We start from the raw sequence: 20563 nt of genomic DNA, 5'->3' as shown, positions 1-20563 counted from the left end.
GACTTCGGTCGCGATGGGGCTGTACCGGTGAAGCCCCATCGCGACTGAAGTCGCTCCTACATCATCCTGCATCAACCCTGCGGCGCCCCTGCGGCGCCACAAGGCAGCCGCCTCAGCCGCGCGTGCCCCAGGCGACCAGGGCGATGGCGATCACCGCCAGCACCAGGCCGATGCGGTTGCCGCGCGTGGTGCGCTCGCCGAAACAGGCCACGCCCACCAGCGTGCCGAGCGCGACCACGCCGATGTTCATCGTCGCGAACACCACCGCCGGGCTGTCCGGCAGCGCCTGGTGCGCGCGCACGTAGAACAGGATGTTGCCGAAGTTGAGCAGGCCCAGCAGCAGGCCGCCGCCCAGGCTGCGCAGGTCCGGGCGCGTGCGCCCGCGTGCCCAGCGGGCCAGCTGCAGCGCCAGCATCAGCACGAACGCCGCCGCGAAGCAGGCCAGCAGCGCCGCCATCGACGAGGTCCCGGCCAGGGCGATGCGCTTGAGCAGGACGTCGATCAGCGCGAACCCCATCCAGGTCGCCAGCAGCCACGGCCAGGCACGGCGCCAGGCCGGCGCATCCAACGCCTGCGCCGGGCGCGCCAGGATGCCCGCCATTGCCAGCAGGCCGACGCCGAGGCCGGCCAGCTTCCAGCCGCTGGCGCGCTCGCCGAACAACATGAAGGCCGCCGCCAGCGACAGCAGTAGCGACAGCCGCTGCGCCGCGTCGCTGCGGACGATGCCGGCCAGTGCCACCGAGCGCGCCAGCACCAGGAAGATCGACGGCAGTGCCAGCGCCAGCGCCAGCAGCTCCGGCCACGGTGCCGCGGGCGCCTGCAGCGAGGACAGCGGCGGCCGCAGCAGCCAGGCGCACAGTACCGTCGCGGCCAGGTAGTTCCACGTCACCGCCTGGGCGACGTCGATGCGCAGGCGCGCGGCGCACTTGAGCAGCACCGAGACCAGCACGCTGCAGGTCACGCTCAGCAGGAGCAGATGCATGGGAAAGACCGGTACGAAAGGAGGGGACGCCGCCGGCATGCCCGGGAGCGCGGCAGAAGTCGTCCGGGCCGCGCAGCCCGTGGTGAGGCCTCGCACGGCGGACTCCCCGCCCCGGACGTTTCCGCCGCCCGCGCTCCTGCGCCGCCGCGGCGCCCGGTATTATGAAGGCATGAGCGATCCCGACTTCCCCACAACCGGATCGTCCACCGCGATGCTGGCCGGCCCCGCCGGCCCGCTCGAGGTGGCGGTCGATCTCCCCGATGCCGACGTGGCCGCGCTGCCGGTCGTGGCCATCGTCTGCCATCCGCTGTCCACCGAGGGCGGCAGCATGCACAACAAGGTGGTGACGATGGTGGCGCGCGCGCTGCGCGACCTGGGCGTGACCACCGTGCGCTTCAACTTCCGCGGCGTCGGCGAATCGGCGGGCAGCTTCGACGACGGCAACGGCGAGCAGGACGACCTGCGCGCGGTGGCGGCCTGGGTGCGCACGCAGCGGCCCGACGACGCGCTGTGGCTCGCCGGCTTCAGCTTCGGCGCCTATGTCTCGCTGCGCGCGGCGGCGGCCATCGAGCCGCAGGCGCTGATCTCGATCGCGCCGCCGGCCGGGCGCTGGGATTTCGCCGGCATGCAGCCGCCGGAGCAGTGGCTGGTGATCCAGGGCGATGCCGACGAGATCGTCGACCCGCAGGCGGTCTACGCCTGGCTGGAAACCCTGCCGCGGCAGCCCGAGCTGGTGCGCATGCCCGATACCAGCCATTTCTTCCATCGCAAGCTGATCGACCTGCGCGGCGCCGTGCAGCACGCGGTCAAGCACTGGCTGCCGGCCGCGGCATGAGGGCAGCGGCAGCGCATGCGCCGGCGCGCGCCGGCCTGGAGCGGCGGCGATGACGGCGGCCATGCTGCCATCGCAGCGCTATGCCCAGGGGGTGGAGCGCGGCGACTGGCGCGACGACCCGGCCCAGCACGCGGCGCTGGCGGAGCTGGACCGCATCCACGCCGCGATCGTGGACAGCGACCAGGACGGCTGGCTGGACCGGCTGTCGGCCTTCTGGAAGAAGCCCGAACCGGTGCGCGGGCTGTACCTGTGGGGTGGCGTGGGCCGCGGCAAGACCTTCCTGGTGGACCTGTTCTACGACGGCCTGCCCCTGAAGAAATTCGCGCCCGAAGGGCGCACCGACGCCTCTCTCCCGCCTGGCGGGAGAGAGGGGGACCGGTCGCAGGGCGAGCGGTGGAGTGAGGGCGAATCGCCAGTCCCTGCCTCTGCCGCCCACGCGCCAGCAACCCCCACCCGCCTGCTTCGCGGCGGCGGCAAGTACCGCATCCACTTCCACCGTTTCATGCGCGGCATCCACGAGCAGCTGCGCGCCCATGCCGGCACCAGCGACCCGTTGGCCAGGATCGCCCAGGACTGGCGCAACAACCTGCGGGTGCTGGTGCTGGACGAGTTCTTCGTCACCGACATCGGCGATGCGATGCTGCTGGCGCGGCTGCTGGAGCGGCTGTTCGCCGAGGGCGTGACCCTGGTGACCACCTCCAACACCGCGCCGGAGAATCTCTACGCCGATGGCCTGCAGCGCGAGAGCTTCCTGCCGGCGATCGCGCTGCTGCAGAAGTACTGCTTGGAGCTGCTGGCCGATGGCGGCGAGGACTACCGCATGCGCGCGCTGACGCGCTCGCCGGTCTACCACACGCCGCTGGACGCGCAGGCCGATGCCTGGCTTGGGCAGCGCTGGAACGAGCTGTCCGGCGCCACCCCGGCCCGGGCCGGCAACATCCAGATCGAGGGCCGCGCGATCGCGGTGCGCGGCCGCGGCAAGAGCATCGTCTGGTTCGATTTCCCCGCCCTGTGCGAAGGCCCGCGCGGGCCGGGCGACTACATCGAGATCGCGCGCGAGTTCAACACCGTGCTGGTCGGCGGCATCCCGCATTTCGACCGCATGAACGAGGATGCCGCGCGCCGCTTCGTCAACCTGATCGATGAGCTGTACGACCGCCAGGTCAACCTGGTGTGCACCGCGCACGATCCGCCGCCGCTGCTGTACACCGGCACCCGCCTGGCCGGCGCGTTCGAGCGCACCGCCTCGCGCCTGATCGAGATGCGCAGCGCCGAGTACCTGGCCACGCCGCACCGGGCGTAGCGCTGCCTCCTGCAAGGGAAATGCCGTCGTCCCGCGCCGGCGCGCCGTTGTTGGCGCGCGCGGCTTGCGGGACGTAGGGCGGATCGAGGGCTTGAGTGCCGGCCGTGTTCCCGTCGTCCCCGCGAACACGGGGAGTGCTTTCCGGCAGCCGGAGCGCTGCATCACGGCCGAACGGCTGGTCATGGCTGGCCATGGCTGTCCCATCCAGGGACTTTCGCGCGGATCGAGACGGCGCCCATGGGCTCCCGCCTGCGCCGGAGCGACGATCGGGATTTCCCCCAGGCGGAGTGGTGCGCGACCGCGGGAAGCGCTTTCCAGCTGCCGAATGGCGGTTCATCCAGGGGCGTTTTCGCCGGCCGCGGCAACAGCCCCGCTTCCCACCTGCGCGGGGAGGACGGATGCCCGGCCATCCGCGGGCCGGCATGTCGGAAGTCGCCGGGGTGCGTCGCCTTGACCCGGCCGTGATGCGCGCTGCTCTACGTTGGAGCACCAACGGAGGTGTGCATGAATCAGACCCGCGTTTCGCCCAACAGGACCCGTGCGCTGGCATCGGGAATGTTCGTATTCGTGGCGGTGTTCGCCGCCATCGTGTGGTACCTGGTGCGGCCCTACGGCTCGGTGTACTTCTTCCCGGTGCACTTCCTGATCGGGCTGGGGCTGCCATTCCTGTTCTATGCCATCGGCGCCACCGGTGGATGGTTCCGGGTCGGCCTGGTGGCCACCGCGGTGCTGCTGGCGGCATTCAACGTCTGGGGCCACGAGGCCGGCGCCGCGGCGCCGCGGGTGATGGACTGGTCCAATGCCTTCGCCGGGCTGGTGGGACTGGTCCTGGCCTGGGGCGTGCAGCGCATCCAGGCGCGGGCACGGCCGCCGCACCGGCCCTCGGAGGGGCGCTAGGGCATCGTTTCCTGCGTCTGCGCAGGCGTCGTCCCGCGCTGGCCTCGGCCCGGGACGACTTGCCGCGATCCACGCCAACGGCGCCGGATCGAGATGCGATGGGCCGGCCGGCCGCGCACGGGCCACGCAGCCGCGCGCGCTGGACGCCGCGGGGACGGCTGCGGACAATGGTGCGCTTTGAGCCGCCCCGACCATGGCCGACGACCGGATTCCCCTGCTGCTGCTGCCCGGCCTGCTCAACGATGCCGAGCTGTGGCGCGACCAGCTGGCCGGGCTGGCCGATATCGCCGACTGCCAGGTCGGCGACCTGACCGGCAGCGATACCCTGCGCGGCGTGGCCGAGCAGGTGCTGGCGGCCGCGCCGCCGCGTTTCGCGCTGGCCGGCTTCTCCATGGGCGGCTATGTCGCCCAGGACCTGCTGCGCATCGCCCCCGCGCGGGTCGAGCGGCTGGCGCTGCTGGGCACCTCCGTTCGCGCCGAGTCGCCCGAGCGTTCCGCGCAGCGGCGCGCGCAGGCGCGGGCGGTGAGACTGCCCGGGGAGTTCCACGGCTTCGGCGAGATACATACGCGCAGCTACATCGATCCCTCGCGTTATGGCGACCACGCGCTGATCGAGCGCATCCGCGCGATGACCGTGCGCCTGGGGGCACCGGTGTTCCAGCGGCAGAGCCAGTTCGTGCGTCCAAGCGGCATGGACGTGCTCACCGGCTACGACCGCCCCTTGCTGCTGGTATGCGGCGAGCACGACCGCATCGCTCCGTTGGAGCTGCACCTGGAGATGCAGCGGCTGGTGCCGCAGGCGCGCCTGCTGGTGTTGCCCGACTGCGGCCACATGGCGCCGATGGAGCGGCCGCAGGAGGTCACCCAGGCGCTGCGCGACTGGCTGCTGGCCTGAGAACGGGTTCGCGATTCGACGAGATGCAGCACCTGCCGATCGGTCGCCATCGCGCAGCGATGACCCGTAGGACAGTAGGAGCGACTTCAGTCGCGATGGGGCTTTCTCGGTACAGCCCCATCGCGACTGAAGTCGCTCCTACGGGAGGAGGACGGTGAGGCCCCGTGCGTACCGCGCGATCCCCGCAAGGGGGCGAGGCATCGGCGCTACGTGAGGACGACCTGCGCCAGGAATCGGCACGCCGGCCCGATCCGTGATCAATCCGATGCCGCCGCGACCGCGCGGCTGCGCTCGTTGTCGCCGCTATCCTCGCGTGGCGCCGGCTGAGGATCGTCGTCGACCTCCAGCATCCGCAGTGGCCGCCCGTCATGGCGGTACTCCAGCGCCTGCTGGAGCGCGTACAGCGAGTGCACTTGGACGCACAACGCCTGCGCCTGGCCTTCCAGCGCGCGGCCGCGCGCCTCCATCCGCGCCTCCAGGTCCCGCTCCATGCGCTCGGCGCGTGCCTCGATGCGGGCGCTGCCGCCGGTGAACACCGTCCACAGCATGCTGCGCGCGATCGAGCCGGCCATCTGCTCGGCGGCGGCCTCGATGCCGGCCTCGAACCCCTCGTCGAACGGCTCCTGCTCCCAGCGCCCGCGGCCCAGCGTGGCATCGACGTAGTCCTGTGTCTGCCGTCGCCAGCCCTCGACCTGGCGTGCCTTGCGCCGGCTGCCGGTCAAGGCCTCGATCACCCCGGCGACGGCATCGAAGGCGATGTCGGCCGCCTCGCGGGCGATGCCGGCCACCTGCGGCACCAGTTGCTGCGCGCCGTGCTCGAGCTGGCGCAGCCGCTGGGCGTCGGCATCGCTGACCGGCCGTACCTGGCGGTCCACGCTCAACTCGCCGCCGTGGAAGAAGATCTCGCGCGGCGCGCCCTCGCCGCGCCGCAGCCAGACCCCGCCGCTGTCCACCAGCACGTCGTAGGGCGTGCCGAAGCCGCACTGCCGCGACGACAGTTGCACGCGCCGGGGACTGCTGCCATCGTCGCCGTCGGCGGCCATGGCCACCGACGCGCAGGCGGCGCACAGCGCCATAAGGATCATCAGGACTGCACGCATGCCGGTGGCCCGTTCGGGAGTCGCGCCCCAGCATGGCGGCATCGGCGGCCGCGGGCATGGGCGGAAAGTCACTGCCGGTGCAGCGGGCGCGCCGGCGGGAAGATGAAGAATCCGTTGCGCGGTCGCGCGGGCGTCCTCACCGCGGCCTAACCGGCCTTGGGCAGAATCGATGCTGCGAGGCAACATCCGGAGACCGGCAAATGATCGATACGCGGTTGCAGAAGATCGACGAGGCGCTCACCGCGCTGGACGGCGAGGCCTTGTCCGGCAAGGCGGCGCTGTGGCTGTGGGCCTATCGGGAAATGCTGCACGAGACGCTGACCGGCATGCACCAGCTGGCGCACCTGCTGGGCATCGCCGAGCAGGTCGCCGGCTGCTGGCGCGAGCCGGTGGACATCGACGCCTCGGCGCGCCGCTTCATGGCGCCGGCGGTACTGGCCGACCGGCGCCTGCCGGCGGTGCTCGGCAGCGTCGGCGACGTGATTGCCCCGGAGACCCGCATCGCGCTGTGGCGCGCCGAATATGCCCGCCTCGTCGCCGCCACTCTGCAGGGCATGCATGCCCTGGCCGGCAAGCACCGCATCGCCGATCGCACCGCCGCGGACTGGTTGGCTGGCTGAGCCGCAGCGTTGACGACGAGCATGCCCGCGGGCATGCCCCTTCGCCGTGCCGGTCGTCGCCGGTGCCTCATCCCCATGGAGTCACCATGACCTTGCAGCCACGTCATCAGCAGGTGTTGAGCGTCGTCGTCCGCGATCATCCCGCCAGCGGCCACGAGGCCGCCACCCACGACTGGGTCGCGGCCGAGGTCGCGCGGCTGATGGGGCTGCCGTACGCTGGCCATGGCGACGCCGTCGCCGCCGGGTTCTATGTCCCGGACGAGACGCTCACCGTGGCCCAGGCCCGGCGCCTGGGACTGCGCGACATGCACGACCTGCTCGGCGGGGTGGTGCCGCATGCATTCGTTGCGACCAAGGTGGTCACCCATCCCCTGGTCGGCGAGCATGCCGCCGCGCCGTCCGGCTGGAACCGCGAGCTCGGGCAGGCGCTGGTGGCCGCCACCGTGCCCGGCTACAGCGCCTTTTCCCTGGACGACGCCTGTATCGCCTATGCGCGCCTGGCCGCGGGCGGACCGGTGCGGTTCAAGCTGCCCACCGGCGTCGGCGGCCTCGGCCAGCGCGTGATCGCCGATGCCGTGCAACTGCACGAGGCATTGCACGAGGTCGGCCCGCACTACCTGGCCACGCATGGCGTGGTGCTGGAGCGGCATCTGCTGCGCCCGGTCACCTTCAGCGTCGGCGAAGTGCATTGCGCCGGCATGTGCATCGCCTACTACGGCACCCAGACCGCGGTGAGGGACCGCCAGGGCATCGAGGCATACGGCGGCTCGGACCTGTTCGTCGTGCGCGGCACGCTGGCCGAACTGCTCGACGGCGAGCTGGCCCCGGACCATCGCGACGCGGTGGCCAAGGCGCATGTATACGATCGATTCATTGCGCAGGCTTATCCTGATTTCTACGCGTCGCGCCGCAACTACGACGTCATCGCCGGCACGGATCGCGACGGACTGCGCTGCAGCGGCGTGCTGGAACAGTCCTGGCGCGTCGGCGGCGCCACGCCGGCGGAACTGGCGGCGATCGATGCGTTCCAGCGCGATCCCGCGCTGCGTAGCGTCGCCGCCTCCACCCGCGAGCAGTACGCGCTGGTCGCGCCGCCGTCGGATGCGCAGGTCTACTTCGCCGGCGACGACGCGCGCGTCGGCCCCCTCACCAAGTACCGCACGGTGACCGCAACCGCCTAGACAGTGCCCATGGAAACCAAGCTCTCCAGCATCGAGATCCCGGTCGACGACGACGAACTGGCCGGTACCCTGCTCAGCCCCACCCACGGCATGCCCGGCGTGCTGTTCGTGCACGGCTGGGGCGGCAACCAGCACCACAACCTGATCCGCGCACGCGAAGCGGTGGGCCTGGGCTGCGTCTGCCTGACCTTCGACCTGCGCGGGCACGAGGGCCTGGCGTCGATGCGCGAGACGGTGACGCGGGCGCAGAACCTGGACGACCTCAAGGCCGCCTACGATCGCCTGGCCGCCTCGCCGCAGGTCGATCCGGAGTCGATCGCGGTGGTCGGCCTGAGCTACGGCGGCTACCTGGCCACGCTGCTGACGCTGGAGCGGCCGGTGGAGTGGCTGGCCCTGCGCGCACCGGCGCTGTACAAGGACGCGCACTGGAACGATCCCAAGGTCTCGCTCAACCAGGACCCGGACCTGATGGACTACCGCCGCCGCCGCATCGGGCCGCAGGACAACATCGCCCTGGCCGCGTGCCAGCGCTTCGAGGGCGACGTGCTGCTGGTCGAGTCGGAGAACGACGTGATCGTGCCGCACCCGGTGATGCAGAACTACGCGCATGCGTTCTCCAACGCGCGCTCGCTCACCTCGCGGCTGATCCGCGGCGCCAACCACGCCCTCACCGACAAGGTCCACCAGCTCGAGTACACCCGCTACCTGATCGACTGGCTCACCGAGATGGTGGTCGGCCGCCGCGTGGCGCTGGCCAAGGCGGTGGTGGCCGAACGCAAGGAGCGGCTCAAGCAGCTCAAGGGCGAGACGGCGGTATCGCCGGGCAAGGGTTCGAAGGAGTTCCGCGGCGACATCCAGGCGCACGAGCGCAGCTCGGACAAGGCCGCATCGCCGTCCACGTCCTGACCGCGCGGCGATCCCGGCGTACCACGTGAAGCCTCCGTCCAGCCGGGCGCGCGAAGGTTCACGGACGTCTTACCGCCGCGGTTACAGCATGAAGGCATCCCTTTCCCCACAGGAGATGTCCAATGGACTTCAGCAACAAGACCGTGATCGTCACCGGCGCCGCCTCCGGCATCGGCAAGGCCACCGCTCAGGCCTTTTCCAGGGCCGGCGCCAACGTGGTGCTGTCCGACTGGCACGAGCGCGCACTGCGCGAGGCGGAGCAGGAGCTGCCGCGCGAACGCACCCACGCGGTGGTCGCCGATGTCGGCGATGCGGGCCAGGCGCGGCACATCGTCGACGAGGCCTTGCAGCGCTTCGGCGATCTGCATGTGGTGTTCAACAACGCCGGCATCCTGGTCGAGGGCAAGCTGGAGGAGACCAGCGAGGAAGACTGGGACAAGATCTTCCGCGTCAATGTCGCCGGCGTCTTCCACGTGTCCAAGGCCGCGCTGCCGCACCTGAAGAAGCGCAAGGGCTGCATCGTCAACACCGCCTCGGTATCGGGCATCGGCGGCGACAAGGGCATGGCGGCCTACGACGCGGTCAAGGGCGCGGTGGCCAACCTCACCCGCGCGATGGCGATCGACAGCGGCCGCGACGGCGTGCGGGTGAACGCGGTCTGTCCCACCCTCACCCGCACCGGCATGACCGAACCGATGCAGCACGACCCGCAGACGCTGAAGAACTTCATCGCCCGCATCCCGCTGGGCCGCGTCGGCGAGCCGGAGGACATCGCCAAGGCGGTGCTGCTGCTGGCCAGCGACCATGCCGGCTTCATCACCGGCGTGAACCTCCCGGTGGACGGCGGCCTGAGCGCCTCCAACGGCCAGCCGCTGTTCGAGGGCGAGGGCTGAGCGGCCCTCGTTGCGGCCCTGTCCGGGTTCGGATGGGGTCGCGGCGTGGCTTCATCCCAAGTCCGCCACTGCGCAGGCAGCGCGGGGAACGGGTTAACGTCAATGCAGGCGGTCGGTCTCGCCTTGGCGCATGTGCTCCCATGCGCTGCGTACCAGCCAGCGCGCTTCTTCCCACGGCACCGACAGCGCAGGGCGGTGGCGGTGGTAGCCCTCCTGCAGCACGCGGTACAGCTGCGCCTGGTCGGCATGCGGATAGGCCTGGTAGACCCGGTAGCCCAGCCTCAGAAGTGACCGGTATTCGTCGAACTCGTGCTGGCCGCCCAGGCGGCCGGCGGCATGGATGCCGTGCCAGTAGTCCAGTTCGGCCTGTACGTTCGTCGCCGGAGCGGCGTGCCTGGGTTGCGACATGGAAAGACTCCGTGTGGCCGGTATTCGTCATCGGCATCGCGGGGAACGCTGGGGACGGACGCGGATTGCCGTGTCCTGCTCCCGTTGGCTGTGGGGACGCCGCGAAAGACAGCGCGCGGCGGCATGGCTTGCTTGTACGGACAATGGTGCCGGATGCAGGCAGGCGAGGGCATGCGACCCGGTGCCGCATGCCGGTGGAAGCAGGGGCAGCTGCGTCGGATTGTCGCTGCGGGCCGCGGTCGTCGGCTTGGGTGGTCTCGGCTTCGCAGGCACGGTAAAGCGCTGGCGACATCCGGCGGCCGCGACCGCGCATGGCCGCGCCGGATTCGACCGGAGCAGTGATCCTGCGCGATCCGCAGAGGCCGCGGACGGACTGCGCGGCAGGCAGTCGCCGCCTTAGTCCAGCTTCACCAGCAGCTTGCCGAAGTTGCGTCCCTGCAGCAGGCCGATCAGTGCCTGCGGCGCGTTCTGCAGTCCCTCGACCACGTCCTCGCGGTAGCGGATGCGGCCTGCGCGCAGCCATTCGCCCATCTCGCGCAGGAACTGCGGGTAGAGCTTGATGAAGTCGCGCTGGATGAAGCCGCGCACGGTCAGGCGCTGGCGCAGGATCTGGTTCATCAGCGCCGGCAGCCGGTCCGGCCCCGGCGGCAGTTCGCCGCGGCGGTTGTAGGTGGCGATGGTGCCGCACACCGGGATGCGCGCGAAGTCGTTGAGCAGCGGCAGCACCGCGTCGAACACCTTGCCGCCCACGTTCTCGAAGTACACGTCGATGCCGTCGGGTACGGCCGCGCGCAGCTGCTCGGCGAAGTCGTCGGCGCGGTGGTCGATGACCGCGTCAGCGCCCAGCTCCTCGCGCAGGTAGCGGCACTTCTCCTGGCCGCCGGCGATGGCGACCGCGCGCACGTCCTGCATCTTCGCCAGCTGCACCACGGTGGCGCCGACCGGGCCGCTGGCGGCGGCCACCACGAGGGTCTCGCCGGCACGCGGCCTGCCGATCTCGTGCAGGCCGGCATAGGCGGTGAAGCCGGGCATGCCGTAGACGCCCAGCGCGGTGCTGGGCGCGACCCCGGCCGCCGGGTCGAGCTTGCGGTCCAGCGCGGAGGCGTCGGCCACCGTGTAGGACTGCCAGCCGCCCGCGGGCGCGAGCACGAGGTCGCCGTCCGCGAGGCCGGTATGGTTGGACTCGACCACCTCGGCGACCGTGCGCCCTTCCATCACCGCGCCGATGGCCACCGGCGGCGAGTACGAAGGGCCTTCGTCCATGCGCCCGCGCATGTACGGGTCCAGCGACAGCCAGCGGTTGCGCAGCAGCACCTGGCCGGGTCCGGGGACCGGCAGCGGCGCCTGTTCGACCCGGAAGTTCTCCGCCGTCGGCTCGCCGTGCGGGCGCGAGGCCAGCACGATGCGGGTGTTGATCTGGCTCATGCCGCGTCCTCGGCACTGGTGGCGTCGAGCTGGTCGATGTCGTCCCCGGACAGCGGCAGTCGTGCCGCGGCCAGGATGTCGTGCAGCTGTTCGACGCTGGTGGCGCTGGCGATCGGCGCGGTGATGCCGGGGCGGGCGATCAGCCAGGCCAGTGCTACCTGCGCCGGCGTGGCCGAGTGCCGCGAGGCGATGTCGTCCAGCGCCGCCAGGATGCGCAGGCCGCGTGCATTGAGATAGGTCTTGACGACACTGGCCCCGCGCGCGCTGCTCTTGGCCGCATCCCCGGCGCTGCGGTACTTGCCGGTGAGGAAGCCGCTGGCCAGCGAGTAATAGCTGATCACGCCCAGACCCTGTTCGCGCACCAGCGGCTCCAGTTCGGCCTCGTAGCCGGCGCGGTCGTACAGGTTGTATTCCGGCTGCAGCGACTCGTAGCGCGGCAGGCGTTGCTGCTCGGACACGCGCAGTGCCTCGGCCAGGCGCTTGGCGCTGTAGTTGGAGGCGCCGATCGCGCGCACCTTGCCCTGTTCGATCAGGCGGCCGAACTCGGCCAGCGTGGCCTCCAGCGGTATCGACGGGTCGTCCTCGTGCGCCTGGTACAGGTCGATGCGGTCGGTCTGCAGGCGGCGCAGCGAATCCTCCACCGCCGCGGCGATGTTCTCCGGCTGCAGGCCCGGATGCTCGTCCCACTTGCCGACCTTGGTGGCGAGCACCACCTGGTCGCGCTTGCCGCTTCGCGCCAGCCACTTGCCGATGATCGTCTCCGATTCGCCGCCATGGTTGCCCGGAACCCAGGCCGAGTACACGTCGGCGGTATCGACCAGATTGAAGCCGGCCTCGACGAAGGCGTCCAGCAGGGCGAAGGAGGTCTTTTCGTCGGCGCCCCAGCCGAACACGTTGCCGCCGAAGGCGAGGGGACGGACCTTGAGGCCCGAGCGGCCGAGTTCCCGATAGTCGGACATTGGATGGACTCCTTTCGATGAAATGCGGATCAGTCCCTCAGGATAGGGACTGACGGCTTCCATGCACGTGACAACGATGGGAAACGGCGTTGCACTGCCGGGGCGGCCGCGCGGCGCGAGGCCTGCCCGCGCGTGCCAGGCATCACGGCCGCGGCTACGGCCGTGCGAAGGTTCGTGCGGCCTGCGCGCACCGGATCGCCGGCGCCTGCAGGCCGCACGCGCAGGTCAGCCCGCGTTCTCGGCGCTGGCGATATCGAGCTGGTCGATGTCGTCCCCCGACAGCGACAGCCGTGCCGCGGCCAGGATGTCGTGCAGCTGTTCGACGCTGGTGGCGCTGGCGATCGGCGCGGTGATGCCGGGGCGGGCGATCAGCCAGGCCAGCGCGACCTGCGCCGGCGTGGCCGAATGCCGCGAGGCAATGTCGTCCAGCGCCGTCAGGATGCGCAGGCCGCGCGGGTTGATGTAGGTCTTGACCACCTTGGCGCCGCGCGCCTTGCTCTTGCCGGCGTCCTCGGGCATGCGGTACTTGCCGGTGAGGAAGCCGCTGGCCAGCGAGTAGTAGCTGATCACGCCCACGCCCTGCTCGCGCACCAGCGGCTCCAGTTCGGCCTCGTAGCCGGCGCGGTCGTACAGGTTGTATTCCGGCTGCAGCGACTCGTAGCGCGGCAGGTGCTGCTGTTCGGACACGCGCAGTGCCTCGGCCAGGCGCGGGGCGGTGTAGTTGGAGGCGCCGATCGCACGTACCTTGCCCTGCTCGATCAGGCGGCCGAACTCGGCCAGCGAGGCCTCCAGCGGCGTGGAGCGGTCGTCCTCGTGCGACTGGTACAGGTCGACATAGTCGGTCTGCAGGCGCTGCAGCGAATCCTCGATGGCCGCGGCGATGTTCTCGGGCGACAGCCCGGGGCGCTCGGCAAGCCGCCCCACCTTGGTGGCCAGCACGATCTTGTCGCGCTTGCCGCTGCGCTTGAGCCACTTGCCGATGATCTCCTCGGACTGCCCGCCATGGCAGCCGGGAGGGCCCTGCATGTACTTGTCGGCGGTGTCGACCAGGTTGAAGCCGGCCTCGACGAAGGCATCGAGCAGCTCGAACGAGCGCGCCTCGTCCGCGCTCCAGCCGAACACGTTGCCGCCGAAGGCGATCGGCTTGACCTTCAGGCCCGAACGCCCGAGTTCGCGGTAATCGCTCATGCATGCACTCCTTGGATTCTTGGGTTGTGGACAGGATAGACAGCCCTTGCGGGCCTGCGTGTGACCGGGTGCGAAAACAGCGTTCCGCATGCGCTGCGGCCAGCCCTTGCCGGACGATTCGGCCCCGTCGCGGCGTGCATGCTAGGCTCGCCCGACTTCAGCGAGAGGGCGGGGACATGCGTACCGTGACGTTGCTTGGTTGTATCACCCTGGCGTTCGCCGCGATGACGGCGCAGGCCACGGCTCCGGGGCAGGCCGCCGGCGCCGCCGCGCCGGCGAAGGATCCAGTCGCGGTCGATCCCGCGCTGCAGGCCGCCGTCGGCGGTTCCTGGCGCACGCCGGAGTTCGTGCAGCGCGATCGCTACCGCAACCCGGCACAGACCCTGGCGTTCTTCGGGCTGAAGCCGGACCAGACCGTGATCGAGATCACTCCCGGCGGCGGCTGGTATTCGGAGATCCTGGCGCCCTACCTGCGCGGGCAGGGGCGCTACGTCGCCGCGGTGGTCGACCCGCAGGCGGTGCCGGAAGGCCGCGGCCGCGACTACCAGGCCGGTGCGCGCAAGCAGCTCCAGGACAAGTTCGCCGCCGCGCCGGCGCAGTACGACAAGGCGGCGATCGTCGCCTACTCGCCGTCGGCGCCGGTGTTCGGGCCGCCGGGTTCGGCCGACCTGGTGCTGACCTTCCGCAACGTCCACAACTGGCGCATGAGCGGCCAGGCCGAAGACATGTTCAAGGGCTTCCACGATGTGCTCAAGCCCGGCGGCGTGCTCGGCGTGGTCGAGCACCGTGCCAGCGCCGACGTGCCTGCCGACGACAGGAGCGGCTATGTCGGCCAGGCCCAGGTGATCGCGATGGCGGAGGCGGCTGGCTTCAGGCTTGCCGGCAGCAGCGAGGTCAATGCAAACGTGCGCGACACCAAGGATCATCCGAACGGGGTCTGGACGTTGCCGCCGACCAATCGCCACGATGCCGAGGATGCTGACCGATACCAGGCCATCGGCGAGAGTGACCGAATGACGCTGAAGTTTGTGAAGCCGTAAGGGGTGGGAATTGGGGATGGCGGGATTGGGGATTGGCAAAGGCACGTGCGGGTAATCTTGCGAATCCCGAATCCCGAATCCCGGCTCCATGCTCCTCGCCTTCAACAAGCCCTTCAACGTCCTGTGCCAGTTCACCGACCGCAGCACGCCGCCGCGGCGGACGCTGGCGCAGTTCGGCCTGCCCAAGGGCGTCTATGCCGCCGGGCGGCTGGACTACGACAGCGAGGGCCTGCTGCTGCTGACCGACGACGGCGCGCTGGCGCACCGGTTGACGGATCCGCGCCACAAGGAGGCCAAGACGTACTGGGTGCAGGTCGAGGGCACGCCGGAGCAGGCACAGCTGCAGGCGCTGCGGCAAGGCGTGGTACTCAACGACGGGCCGACCCTGCCGGCCGGCGTGGAATGGCTGCGGGAGGCGCCGCGGCTGTGGCCGCGCGATCCGCCGGTGCGGTTCCGCAAGACGGTGCCCGATGCCTGGCTCGCGCTCACCCTGCGCGAGGGCCGCAATCGCCAGGTACGGCGCATGACCGCGGCGGTCGGGCTACCGACGCTGCGGCTGGTGCGGGTAGCGGTGGGACGGCATGCGCTGGCCGGGCTGGCGCCGGGACAATGGCGCCAGCTCGGTTGAGCGCGGGCGATCACTCTTCGGTGCTTTCCGCTGCCGCGGCGCGGCGACGGCCCGCACGCGCGGCGCGGCGTGCGCGGGCATTGCCCGGATGCGCCTCGATGCGGTGCGAGCTGCCCTCGATCGGCGCGTTCTTGTCGCGCTGGCGCTTGCGGTAGACCGCGTAGGCGAGCAGGCCGACGCCCGCCACCGCGGCGGCGATGGCGACGCCCGGGTTGCGGCGCACCAGCTTGGTGGCGACCTTGCCGCCGGTCTTGACCGCGCCGATCGCAGCGCCGGTCTTGATCCAGTCGGCGGCGTGCACGCCGGACTCGCGCAGGCTGCCGCCGGCGTGCTTGAGGCTGTCGCCGGCGTTGCCGGCGATTTCCAGGGCGCGCTCCAGCGCGCGGTCGGTGATGACGGTCAACTTGCTCATGGGGGGCGTTACCTTCCTCAGGACAGGGGTGGAGTGTGCTGGTAGATGCGTATATATCGCGTCATCGTCGCCGCGGGAAACGGCTGCGGGCTGAATGGGGATGCAGGCGGACACCTGCAGTCCCCAGCATCACCGTCGCCCCGGGCGGAAATGGATCACGTCCCGCGCGGGGCTTACGCGGCATGTCGCGGTGGCCGTGCAGGAAGCGCCGGGCCGTGATCACGTCCCGCGCGGCTTGGCCCGATGGGTCGCGGTCGCGGTCCACGGGTCGTCCGGCCACGGGTGCTTCGGATAGCGCCCCTTCATCTCCTTCCTCACCTCGGCATAGGTGCTGGCCCAGAAGCTGCGCAGGTCCCGGGTGACCTGCAGCGGCTTGCCGCCGGGGGAGAGCAGGTGCAGCAGCAGCGGCACGCGGGCGTCGGCGATGCGCGGGGTGTCGGCCAGGCCGAACAGTTCCTGCAGCTTGACCGCCAGCACCGGCGGCTGTGCCTGGCCCTCGTGGTCGAGCGCGTACTCGATGCGCCGCTCCAGGCCGGAGGGCACGGCGATGCGCGCCGGCGCATGGCGATCGACGAGCTGGCGCTGCGACCACGGCAGCGGCGACTTCAGCGCCTGCCCGAGTTCCTCCTCGGTCATGGCGTCGAGCCGGCTCTTGCCGGCGAAGGCGGGCCGCAGCCAGTCGTCGAGCGTGGCCAGCAGCGCCGCGTCGGACACGTCGGCGAGTTCCAGCTCGGGCATCCACTGACGCAGCGACACCGCGCGTGCCTGCCACTGCCGCAGGCCCGGCGTCCACGGCAGCGCCTCCAGGCCCAGGTCGCGCACGGCTTCGGTCAGCGCCTGCGCGGCCTGGGCCGGATCGACGCGGCCGGCCGGGCGGCTGTCGAGCACGATGCGGTCGAAGCGCGACTGCCGCAGCGCGACCAGCGCCCGCCGGCCGGAATCCCAGTGCGCGCCTTCGCTCTCGCTGAAACGATCGGCGAAGGCCCGGCGCAGATGGCCTTCGTCCACCGGCGCGGCATGCAGCAGCAGCGCATCGCCGCGCGATTCGAAGCGCAGCTCGCTGGCCACCAGCCAGGGTTCGCCGCGCAGCGCGCTGTCGTCGAACAGCCTGGCCATGCGGCCGTTGGCGAGCTGGTAGCGCAGCGGGTCGGACGGGTGGCGCGCGGCGATGCGCTCGGGAAAGGCGTGGGCGAGCAGGTCGCCGAGTTCGTGCGCCTCGATGTCCGCCGGCGGCTTGGCGTCGCAGCGCAGGCGCCGCCGCCACTGCTTCGATGCCGCGTCGATGGCGGCCAGCGCGCCGCGGCTGGCATCGTGCGGGGTACGCCCGTGGCGGAAGGCGGCCAGCGCGCGCCAGCGTTCGGCCAGGGCATCGGAGCGGCTGCGCAGCGGATCGCGCGCCTCCAGCAGCGCCGCCAGGTCGGCCGCCAGCGCCTGTTCGCGCGGGCTGCGTGCGAACAGCAGCATCGCCGCCAGCCGTGGATGGGTGCCGAGCGCGAGCATGCGCCGGCCGAGCCCGGTGATGCCGCCGGATGCGGACAGCGCGCCGAGCCGCTGCAGCAGTTCGCGCGCTGCGGCCAGCGCACCGGGCGGCGGCGGATCGACGAAACGCAGGTCGTCGCTGCCCCAGGCCGCCAGTTCCAGCGCCAGCGCGGCCAGCTCGACCTGGGCGATCTCCGGCCGCCGCTGCGCCTCCAGCCGCTGCGACGCCGGCCACAGCCGGTAGGCGAAACCTTCGGCGACGCGGCCGGCACGGCCGGCGCGCTGGTCGGCCGACGCCTGCGCGATCGCCACCACGTCCAGCCGCGAGAAGCCGCTGTTGGGATCGAAGCGCGGCTCGCGCGCCAACCCGGCATCGATCACCACGCGCACGCCGGGCAGGGTGACCGAGGACTCGGCGACGTTGGTCGCCAGCACCACCCGGCGGCGGCCAGCGGGATCGGGCTGCAGCACCTGCGACTGCTGCTCGACCGGCAGTTCGCCGTGCAGCGGCAGTACGTCCACCGCTTCTTCCTGCGGGAGAAGTCGCCCCGAAGAGGCGGACGAGGGTAGCGGCGAAGCCGCGCCGGAGCCGGCGGGGGCTTCGCTGCGTACCTTCGCCCCGACCGCCCTCCCGCCCGGAGAGGGGCCCAAGGCGGCCTGCACCCGCACGATCTCGCGCTGGCCGGGCAGGAACACCAGCACGTCGCCCGGATGCTGCTGCAGGGCCTGCTCGACCGCGCGCCGCGCCTGCGCCTCCAGCGACTCGTCGCGGCGCGCGGGGAAATGCGCGACCTGCACCGGATGGCCGCGGCCCTCGCTGGACAGGCGCGGCGCCTGCAGGAACGCGGCCAGCCGCTCGCCGTCCAGCGTGGCCGACATCAGCACGATGCGCAGGTCCTCGCGCAGCTGCGCCTGCACGTCCAGCGCCAGCGCCAGGCCGAGGTCGGCGGACAGGTGGCGCTCGTGGAACTCGTCGAACAGCAGCGCGCCGATCCCTTCCAGCGACGGATCGTCCTGGATCATCCGGGTCAGGATGCCCTCGGTGACGACCTCGATGCGGGTGCGCGCGGAGACCTGGTTGTCGAAGCGGATGCGGTAACCGACCGTCTCGCCGACGCGTTCGCCGAGCTGGCGCGCCATGAACTGGGCGGCACTGCGCGCGGCCACCCGGCGCGGTTCCAGCATCACGATCCTGCGGCCTGCCAGCCAGGGCGCATCGAGCAGCGCCAGCGGCACCTGGGTGGTCTTGCCGGCGCCGGGCGGCGCCTCCAGCACCAGCCGCGGCTGCGCGGCCAGGCTGTCGGCGATGGCCGGCAGCAGCGGGGAGATCGGGAACGGCGGAGCGGTCATTGCGGCAAGGATACGCAGGCGCGGCGATGCGCAGGAACGGGCGCGGAGTTTGGCAGATGGCGGCCGTCGTGGTCTCATGCCGCCCGTTCGTCACAGCGGAACATCGATGCGCTCCATTGCCGGCATCCTCCTCGTACTCGCCCTTCTCGCCGCGCCCGCCGCCGCCGTGCCGTTGCAGTCGCTGTGGCCGGAACTGAAGCTGCGCCTGGAGCCGGACGGCAGCCGCGACGAGCTGCGCATCGTCGATGCACGCGGCAAGGTGGTGCTGGACCATGTCCAAGGCGTCTACGCCAGCGGCGGGTACGCGGTGCTGCAGACCGGCAAGGGCTGGGGCGTGATGCGTGCCGACGGGCGGATGCTGGTGACCCCGGAACACGGAAGGGTCGAAGATCATCCGCAGTACCGGCTGTTCGAGGTCTGCAAGGACCGCGGCCAGGGCTGCGGACTGGTCGACCACGACGGCCGCCCGGTGCTGCCGCTGCAGTACGAGCACATCGCCGGGATGCTGGAGAAGGAAGGGCCGTGGGAAGTGGGTCGCGATGGCCGCAGCGGCGTGTTCGACCCGGCCGCGCGGCGCTGGCTGCTGGAGCAGGCGTACTCGGACGTGGTCATCGCCGCAGGCCTGATCCTCGCGCGCGTGGGCGAGGAGCAGCCGTGGCAGGTCTTCGACCGCGCCGGCGTGGCGCTGGCGGTGCCGCCGTCGCGGCATTGGAAGATCTGGGTCGATGGCAACCGCGTGGTCGGGGACGGCATGTACGACCCGTCGGGCCGGAAGCTGGTGCCGCCGGACCGCTACGCCAGGATCGTTCCCGGCGGCGCGAGCGCGCGGGTGTATCGCGACGATGCGATGGTCGGGCTGATCGATGCGCAGGGACGCGAACGGGTGCCGCCGCAGTACGAGTTCATCCGGGAGGCGGACGGCGGCTACCAGGGCTGGCTGGTGTTCGGGGTCGCCGGAGCCGATGGCCGTGGACGGCGCACCGGCGTCATGGATGCGTCGGGCAAGGTGCTGGTGCCTGCGCGATGGAAGTACGTCGAGGTGGACCTGGTCGGTAGCGCGGACAAGGCGTCCTCCACGCCAGTGTTCATCGTCGGCGACGGCGATCGCGTCGGCGTGCTCGACGCCTCAGGCCGCGAGCTGTTCGCGCCGCGTTTCGGCGCGGCGCCGCGGCTCGTCAGCGGTGCGCTGTACGAGATCGAGGAAAACGGCAGGCACGGCATCTGCGACTTCGTCAGCGGCCAGTGCCCGCTGCCGCCGCGCTTCGACTCGATGCGGCGGATCGACGACAGCAGCGCCGGCCACGAGCTGTATGTCGTCGCGCGCGACGGCAGGTTCGGCCTGTACAGCGCCAGTGGCCAGGAAGTCGTGCCGCTGCAGTTCGAGGCCATGGACAGCGCGACCGGGAGCGGATACGGCGACGATCTTGCGGTGGCGGCGACGCGGCGCGGCGAGCGCCAGTCGCTGCGCCTGCGGCTGCAGGACGGGCAGTGGCGCGCGCAGGCCGATGCCGGCGACGGTCCCGGCCTGGGCGAGCCCTACGACGGCCATCCGCTGGCCAGGCTGCGACAGCCGGCGGTGGTCGAGCGCTACCTGCCGGAGGGATTGACCGAGGATGCCGCGATCCGCCGCGCGTTCGCCGACGGCGTGCTGCGCGAGCCGGTCTACCCGAGCCTGCAGCTGACCGGCACGTACTCCGCCTACGTCTGGCTGTCGCAGTTCGCCCACAGCCGCCTGGGCTTGCGGGCCAACGTGCTGCGGCTGTGCAGGGAGCCGGACGGCGGTTTCCGCCTGCTGCTCGGCGACGGCGTCAATACCGACGCCAAGGCCTGCGTGGCCACGAGCGAAAGCCTGCGTTTCGATCGCCAGCCCGACGGCGCGCTGCTGTGCCGCGAATGCGCGGCGCTGCAACTGCCGGTGCGCTGGGTGCGCCGGGACGCGGCCCAGCGCTGACCGCTGCCGGCAAGGGATGCGCCGGCCGCAGGCGTGATGCCGACAGTGGCTGCAGGACTGCGGCGGCACCATCGTGCAACCGGCGCGGTCGTCGGCCGGGCGGGGCGATGC

The 20563-nt window shown here is 71.4% G+C and carries 19 protein-coding genes; 11 read left to right on the top strand and 8 right to left on the bottom strand.

All coding sequences use genetic code 11. From position 1 onward, the window contains the following. Nucleotides 1–112: 112 nt before the first annotated feature. Nucleotides 113–982 (bottom strand): EamA/RhaT family transporter, encoded by an 870-nt coding sequence (locus tag LRX76_RS12120; protein WP_231805524.1) that lies wholly within the window; start codon nt 980–982, stop codon nt 113–115. A gap of 169 nt (nt 983–1151) precedes the next feature. Here LRX76_RS12120 and LRX76_RS12115 point away from each other — a divergent pair, with 169 nt between their 5' ends. From LRX76_RS12115 to LRX76_RS12100, 4 genes are all read left to right on the top strand, one after another. Then, nucleotides 1152–1817, top strand: a complete 666-nt coding sequence (locus LRX76_RS12115; RefSeq protein WP_231805522.1) for an alpha/beta hydrolase — start codon at nt 1152–1154, stop codon at nt 1815–1817. A gap of 61 nt (nt 1818–1878) precedes the next feature. Beyond that, nucleotides 1879–3120, top strand: a complete 1242-nt coding sequence (gene zapE, locus LRX76_RS12110; protein WP_231805542.1) for a cell division protein ZapE — start codon at nt 1879–1881, stop codon at nt 3118–3120. Nucleotides 3121–3624: 504 nt separating this feature from the next. Further along, on the top strand, nt 3625–4017 hold the full coding sequence (locus tag LRX76_RS12105) for a hypothetical protein (RefSeq protein ID WP_231805520.1): 393 nt from the start codon (nt 3625–3627) through the stop codon (nt 4015–4017). Nucleotides 4018–4210: 193 nt separating this feature from the next. Further along, on the top strand, nt 4211–4912 hold the full coding sequence (locus LRX76_RS12100; protein ID WP_231805518.1) for an alpha/beta hydrolase: 702 nt from the start codon (nt 4211–4213) through the stop codon (nt 4910–4912). 257 nt (nt 4913–5169) lie between these two features. Here LRX76_RS12100 and LRX76_RS12095 read toward each other — a convergent pair whose 3' ends face one another. Continuing rightward, a complete protein-coding gene (locus LRX76_RS12095; RefSeq protein WP_231805516.1) occupies nt 5170–6054 on the bottom strand; it encodes a DUF2884 family protein in 885 nt (294 codons plus the stop codon). 158 nt (nt 6055–6212) lie between these two features. On the opposite strand from LRX76_RS12095, the gene LRX76_RS12090 reads away from it, so the two are divergent. From LRX76_RS12090 to LRX76_RS12075, 4 genes are all read left to right on the top strand, one after another. Beyond that, entirely contained in the window at nt 6213–6632 is a 420-nt protein-coding gene (locus tag LRX76_RS12090) for a hypothetical protein (RefSeq protein WP_231805514.1), read from the top strand. A gap of 86 nt (nt 6633–6718) precedes the next feature. Continuing rightward, nucleotides 6719–7813, top strand: a complete 1095-nt coding sequence (locus LRX76_RS12085; RefSeq protein WP_231805512.1) for a DUF3182 family protein — start codon at nt 6719–6721, stop codon at nt 7811–7813. A 9-nt stretch (nt 7814–7822) separates the two neighbouring features. Beyond that, nucleotides 7823–8719, top strand: coding sequence for an alpha/beta fold hydrolase (locus LRX76_RS12080; RefSeq protein ID WP_231805510.1), 897 nt, complete (start codon nt 7823–7825; stop codon nt 8717–8719). A 122-nt stretch (nt 8720–8841) separates the two neighbouring features. Then, nucleotides 8842–9612, top strand: a complete 771-nt coding sequence (locus tag LRX76_RS12075; protein WP_231805508.1) for an SDR family oxidoreductase — start codon at nt 8842–8844, stop codon at nt 9610–9612. Between the two features lie 99 nt (nt 9613–9711). On the opposite strand, the gene LRX76_RS12070 is transcribed toward LRX76_RS12075, so the two are convergent. From LRX76_RS12070 to LRX76_RS12055, 4 genes are all read right to left on the bottom strand, one after another. Next, on the bottom strand, nt 9712–10020 hold the full coding sequence (locus LRX76_RS12070; RefSeq protein ID WP_231805506.1) for a hypothetical protein: 309 nt from the start codon (nt 10018–10020) through the stop codon (nt 9712–9714). Between the two features lie 396 nt (nt 10021–10416). Then, complete coding sequence (locus LRX76_RS12065) at nt 10417–11445, bottom strand: NADP-dependent oxidoreductase (RefSeq protein ID WP_231805504.1); 1029 nt, start codon at nt 11443–11445, stop codon at nt 10417–10419. Next, nucleotides 11442–12404, bottom strand: coding sequence for an aldo/keto reductase (locus LRX76_RS12060; protein ID WP_231805502.1), 963 nt, complete (start codon nt 12402–12404; stop codon nt 11442–11444). Before LRX76_RS12060 ends, LRX76_RS12065 begins: the two co-directional genes overlap by 4 nt. A 225-nt stretch (nt 12405–12629) precedes the next feature. Next, on the bottom strand, nt 12630–13592 hold the full coding sequence (locus tag LRX76_RS12055) for an aldo/keto reductase (RefSeq protein ID WP_231805500.1): 963 nt from the start codon (nt 13590–13592) through the stop codon (nt 12630–12632). Nucleotides 13593–13816: 224 nt separating this feature from the next. Here LRX76_RS12055 and LRX76_RS12050 point away from each other — a divergent pair, with 224 nt between their 5' ends. Beyond that, on the top strand, nt 13817–14632 hold the full coding sequence (locus LRX76_RS12050) for a methyltransferase (RefSeq protein ID WP_231805540.1): 816 nt from the start codon (nt 13817–13819) through the stop codon (nt 14630–14632). Nucleotides 14633–14720: 88 nt separating this feature from the next. Continuing rightward, complete coding sequence (locus LRX76_RS12045; protein WP_231805498.1) at nt 14721–15260, top strand: pseudouridine synthase; 540 nt, start codon at nt 14721–14723, stop codon at nt 15258–15260. 10 nt (nt 15261–15270) lie between these two features. Here the strand turns inward: LRX76_RS12045 and LRX76_RS12040 are convergent, their stop codons facing one another. Both LRX76_RS12040 and hrpB read right to left on the bottom strand, forming a co-directional pair. Continuing rightward, complete coding sequence (locus tag LRX76_RS12040; protein WP_231805496.1) at nt 15271–15672, bottom strand: hypothetical protein; 402 nt, start codon at nt 15670–15672, stop codon at nt 15271–15273. Between the two features lie 219 nt (nt 15673–15891). Next, entirely contained in the window at nt 15892–18501 is a 2610-nt protein-coding gene (hrpB, locus tag LRX76_RS12035) for an ATP-dependent helicase HrpB (RefSeq protein WP_231805494.1), read from the bottom strand. A 106-nt stretch (nt 18502–18607) separates the two neighbouring features. Between hrpB and LRX76_RS12030 the strand changes: the two genes are divergently transcribed. Next, nucleotides 18608–20452, top strand: a complete 1845-nt coding sequence (locus LRX76_RS12030) for a WG repeat-containing protein (RefSeq protein WP_231805492.1) — start codon at nt 18608–18610, stop codon at nt 20450–20452. Nucleotides 20453–20563 lie beyond the last annotated feature (111 nt).

This window comes from Stenotrophomonas sp. MMGLT7 (assembly GCF_021168555.1).
In the GTDB taxonomy this organism is placed as follows: domain Bacteria; phylum Pseudomonadota; class Gammaproteobacteria; order Xanthomonadales; family Xanthomonadaceae; genus MMGLT7.
The sequence above is the reverse complement of the archived record's forward strand: the minus strand, read 5'-3'. Positions and strand labels throughout refer to the sequence as shown.

Excerpts from the sequence above, each read along its gene's own strand:
- LRX76_RS12055 (WP_231805500.1), bottom strand. The coding sequence starts at position 13,592 with ATGAGCGATTACCGCGAACTCGGGCGTTCGGGCCTGAAGGTCAAGCCG.
- LRX76_RS12100 (WP_231805518.1), top strand. The coding sequence starts at position 4,211 with ATGGCCGACGACCGGATTCCCCTGCTGCTGCTGCCCGGCCTGCTCAAC.
- LRX76_RS12050 (WP_231805540.1), top strand. The coding sequence starts at position 13,817 with ATGACGGCGCAGGCCACGGCTCCGGGGCAGGCCGCCGGCGCCGCCGCG.
- LRX76_RS12095 (WP_231805516.1), bottom strand. The coding sequence starts at position 6,054 with ATGCCGCCATGCTGGGGCGCGACTCCCGAACGGGCCACCGGCATGCGT.
- LRX76_RS12085 (WP_231805512.1), top strand. The coding sequence starts at position 6,719 with ATGACCTTGCAGCCACGTCATCAGCAGGTGTTGAGCGTCGTCGTCCGC.
- hrpB (WP_231805494.1), bottom strand. The coding sequence starts at position 18,501 with ATGACCGCTCCGCCGTTCCCGATCTCCCCGCTGCTGCCGGCCATCGCC.
- LRX76_RS12065 (WP_231805504.1), bottom strand. The coding sequence starts at position 11,445 with ATGAGCCAGATCAACACCCGCATCGTGCTGGCCTCGCGCCCGCACGGC.
- LRX76_RS12080 (WP_231805510.1), top strand. The coding sequence starts at position 7,823 with ATGGAAACCAAGCTCTCCAGCATCGAGATCCCGGTCGACGACGACGAA.
- LRX76_RS12060 (WP_231805502.1), bottom strand. The coding sequence starts at position 12,404 with ATGTCCGACTATCGGGAACTCGGCCGCTCGGGCCTCAAGGTCCGTCCC.
- LRX76_RS12105 (WP_231805520.1), top strand. The coding sequence starts at position 3,625 with ATGAATCAGACCCGCGTTTCGCCCAACAGGACCCGTGCGCTGGCATCG.
- LRX76_RS12075 (WP_231805508.1), top strand. The coding sequence starts at position 8,842 with ATGGACTTCAGCAACAAGACCGTGATCGTCACCGGCGCCGCCTCCGGC.
- LRX76_RS12030 (WP_231805492.1), top strand. The coding sequence starts at position 18,608 with ATGCGCTCCATTGCCGGCATCCTCCTCGTACTCGCCCTTCTCGCCGCG.
- LRX76_RS12045 (WP_231805498.1), top strand. The coding sequence starts at position 14,721 with ATGCTCCTCGCCTTCAACAAGCCCTTCAACGTCCTGTGCCAGTTCACC.
- zapE (WP_231805542.1), top strand. The coding sequence starts at position 1,879 with ATGCTGCCATCGCAGCGCTATGCCCAGGGGGTGGAGCGCGGCGACTGG.
- LRX76_RS12070 (WP_231805506.1), bottom strand. The coding sequence starts at position 10,020 with ATGTCGCAACCCAGGCACGCCGCTCCGGCGACGAACGTACAGGCCGAA.
- LRX76_RS12115 (WP_231805522.1), top strand. The coding sequence starts at position 1,152 with ATGAGCGATCCCGACTTCCCCACAACCGGATCGTCCACCGCGATGCTG.
- LRX76_RS12120 (WP_231805524.1), bottom strand. The coding sequence starts at position 982 with ATGCATCTGCTCCTGCTGAGCGTGACCTGCAGCGTGCTGGTCTCGGTG.
- LRX76_RS12090 (WP_231805514.1), top strand. The coding sequence starts at position 6,213 with ATGATCGATACGCGGTTGCAGAAGATCGACGAGGCGCTCACCGCGCTG.
- LRX76_RS12040 (WP_231805496.1), bottom strand. The coding sequence starts at position 15,672 with ATGAGCAAGTTGACCGTCATCACCGACCGCGCGCTGGAGCGCGCCCTG.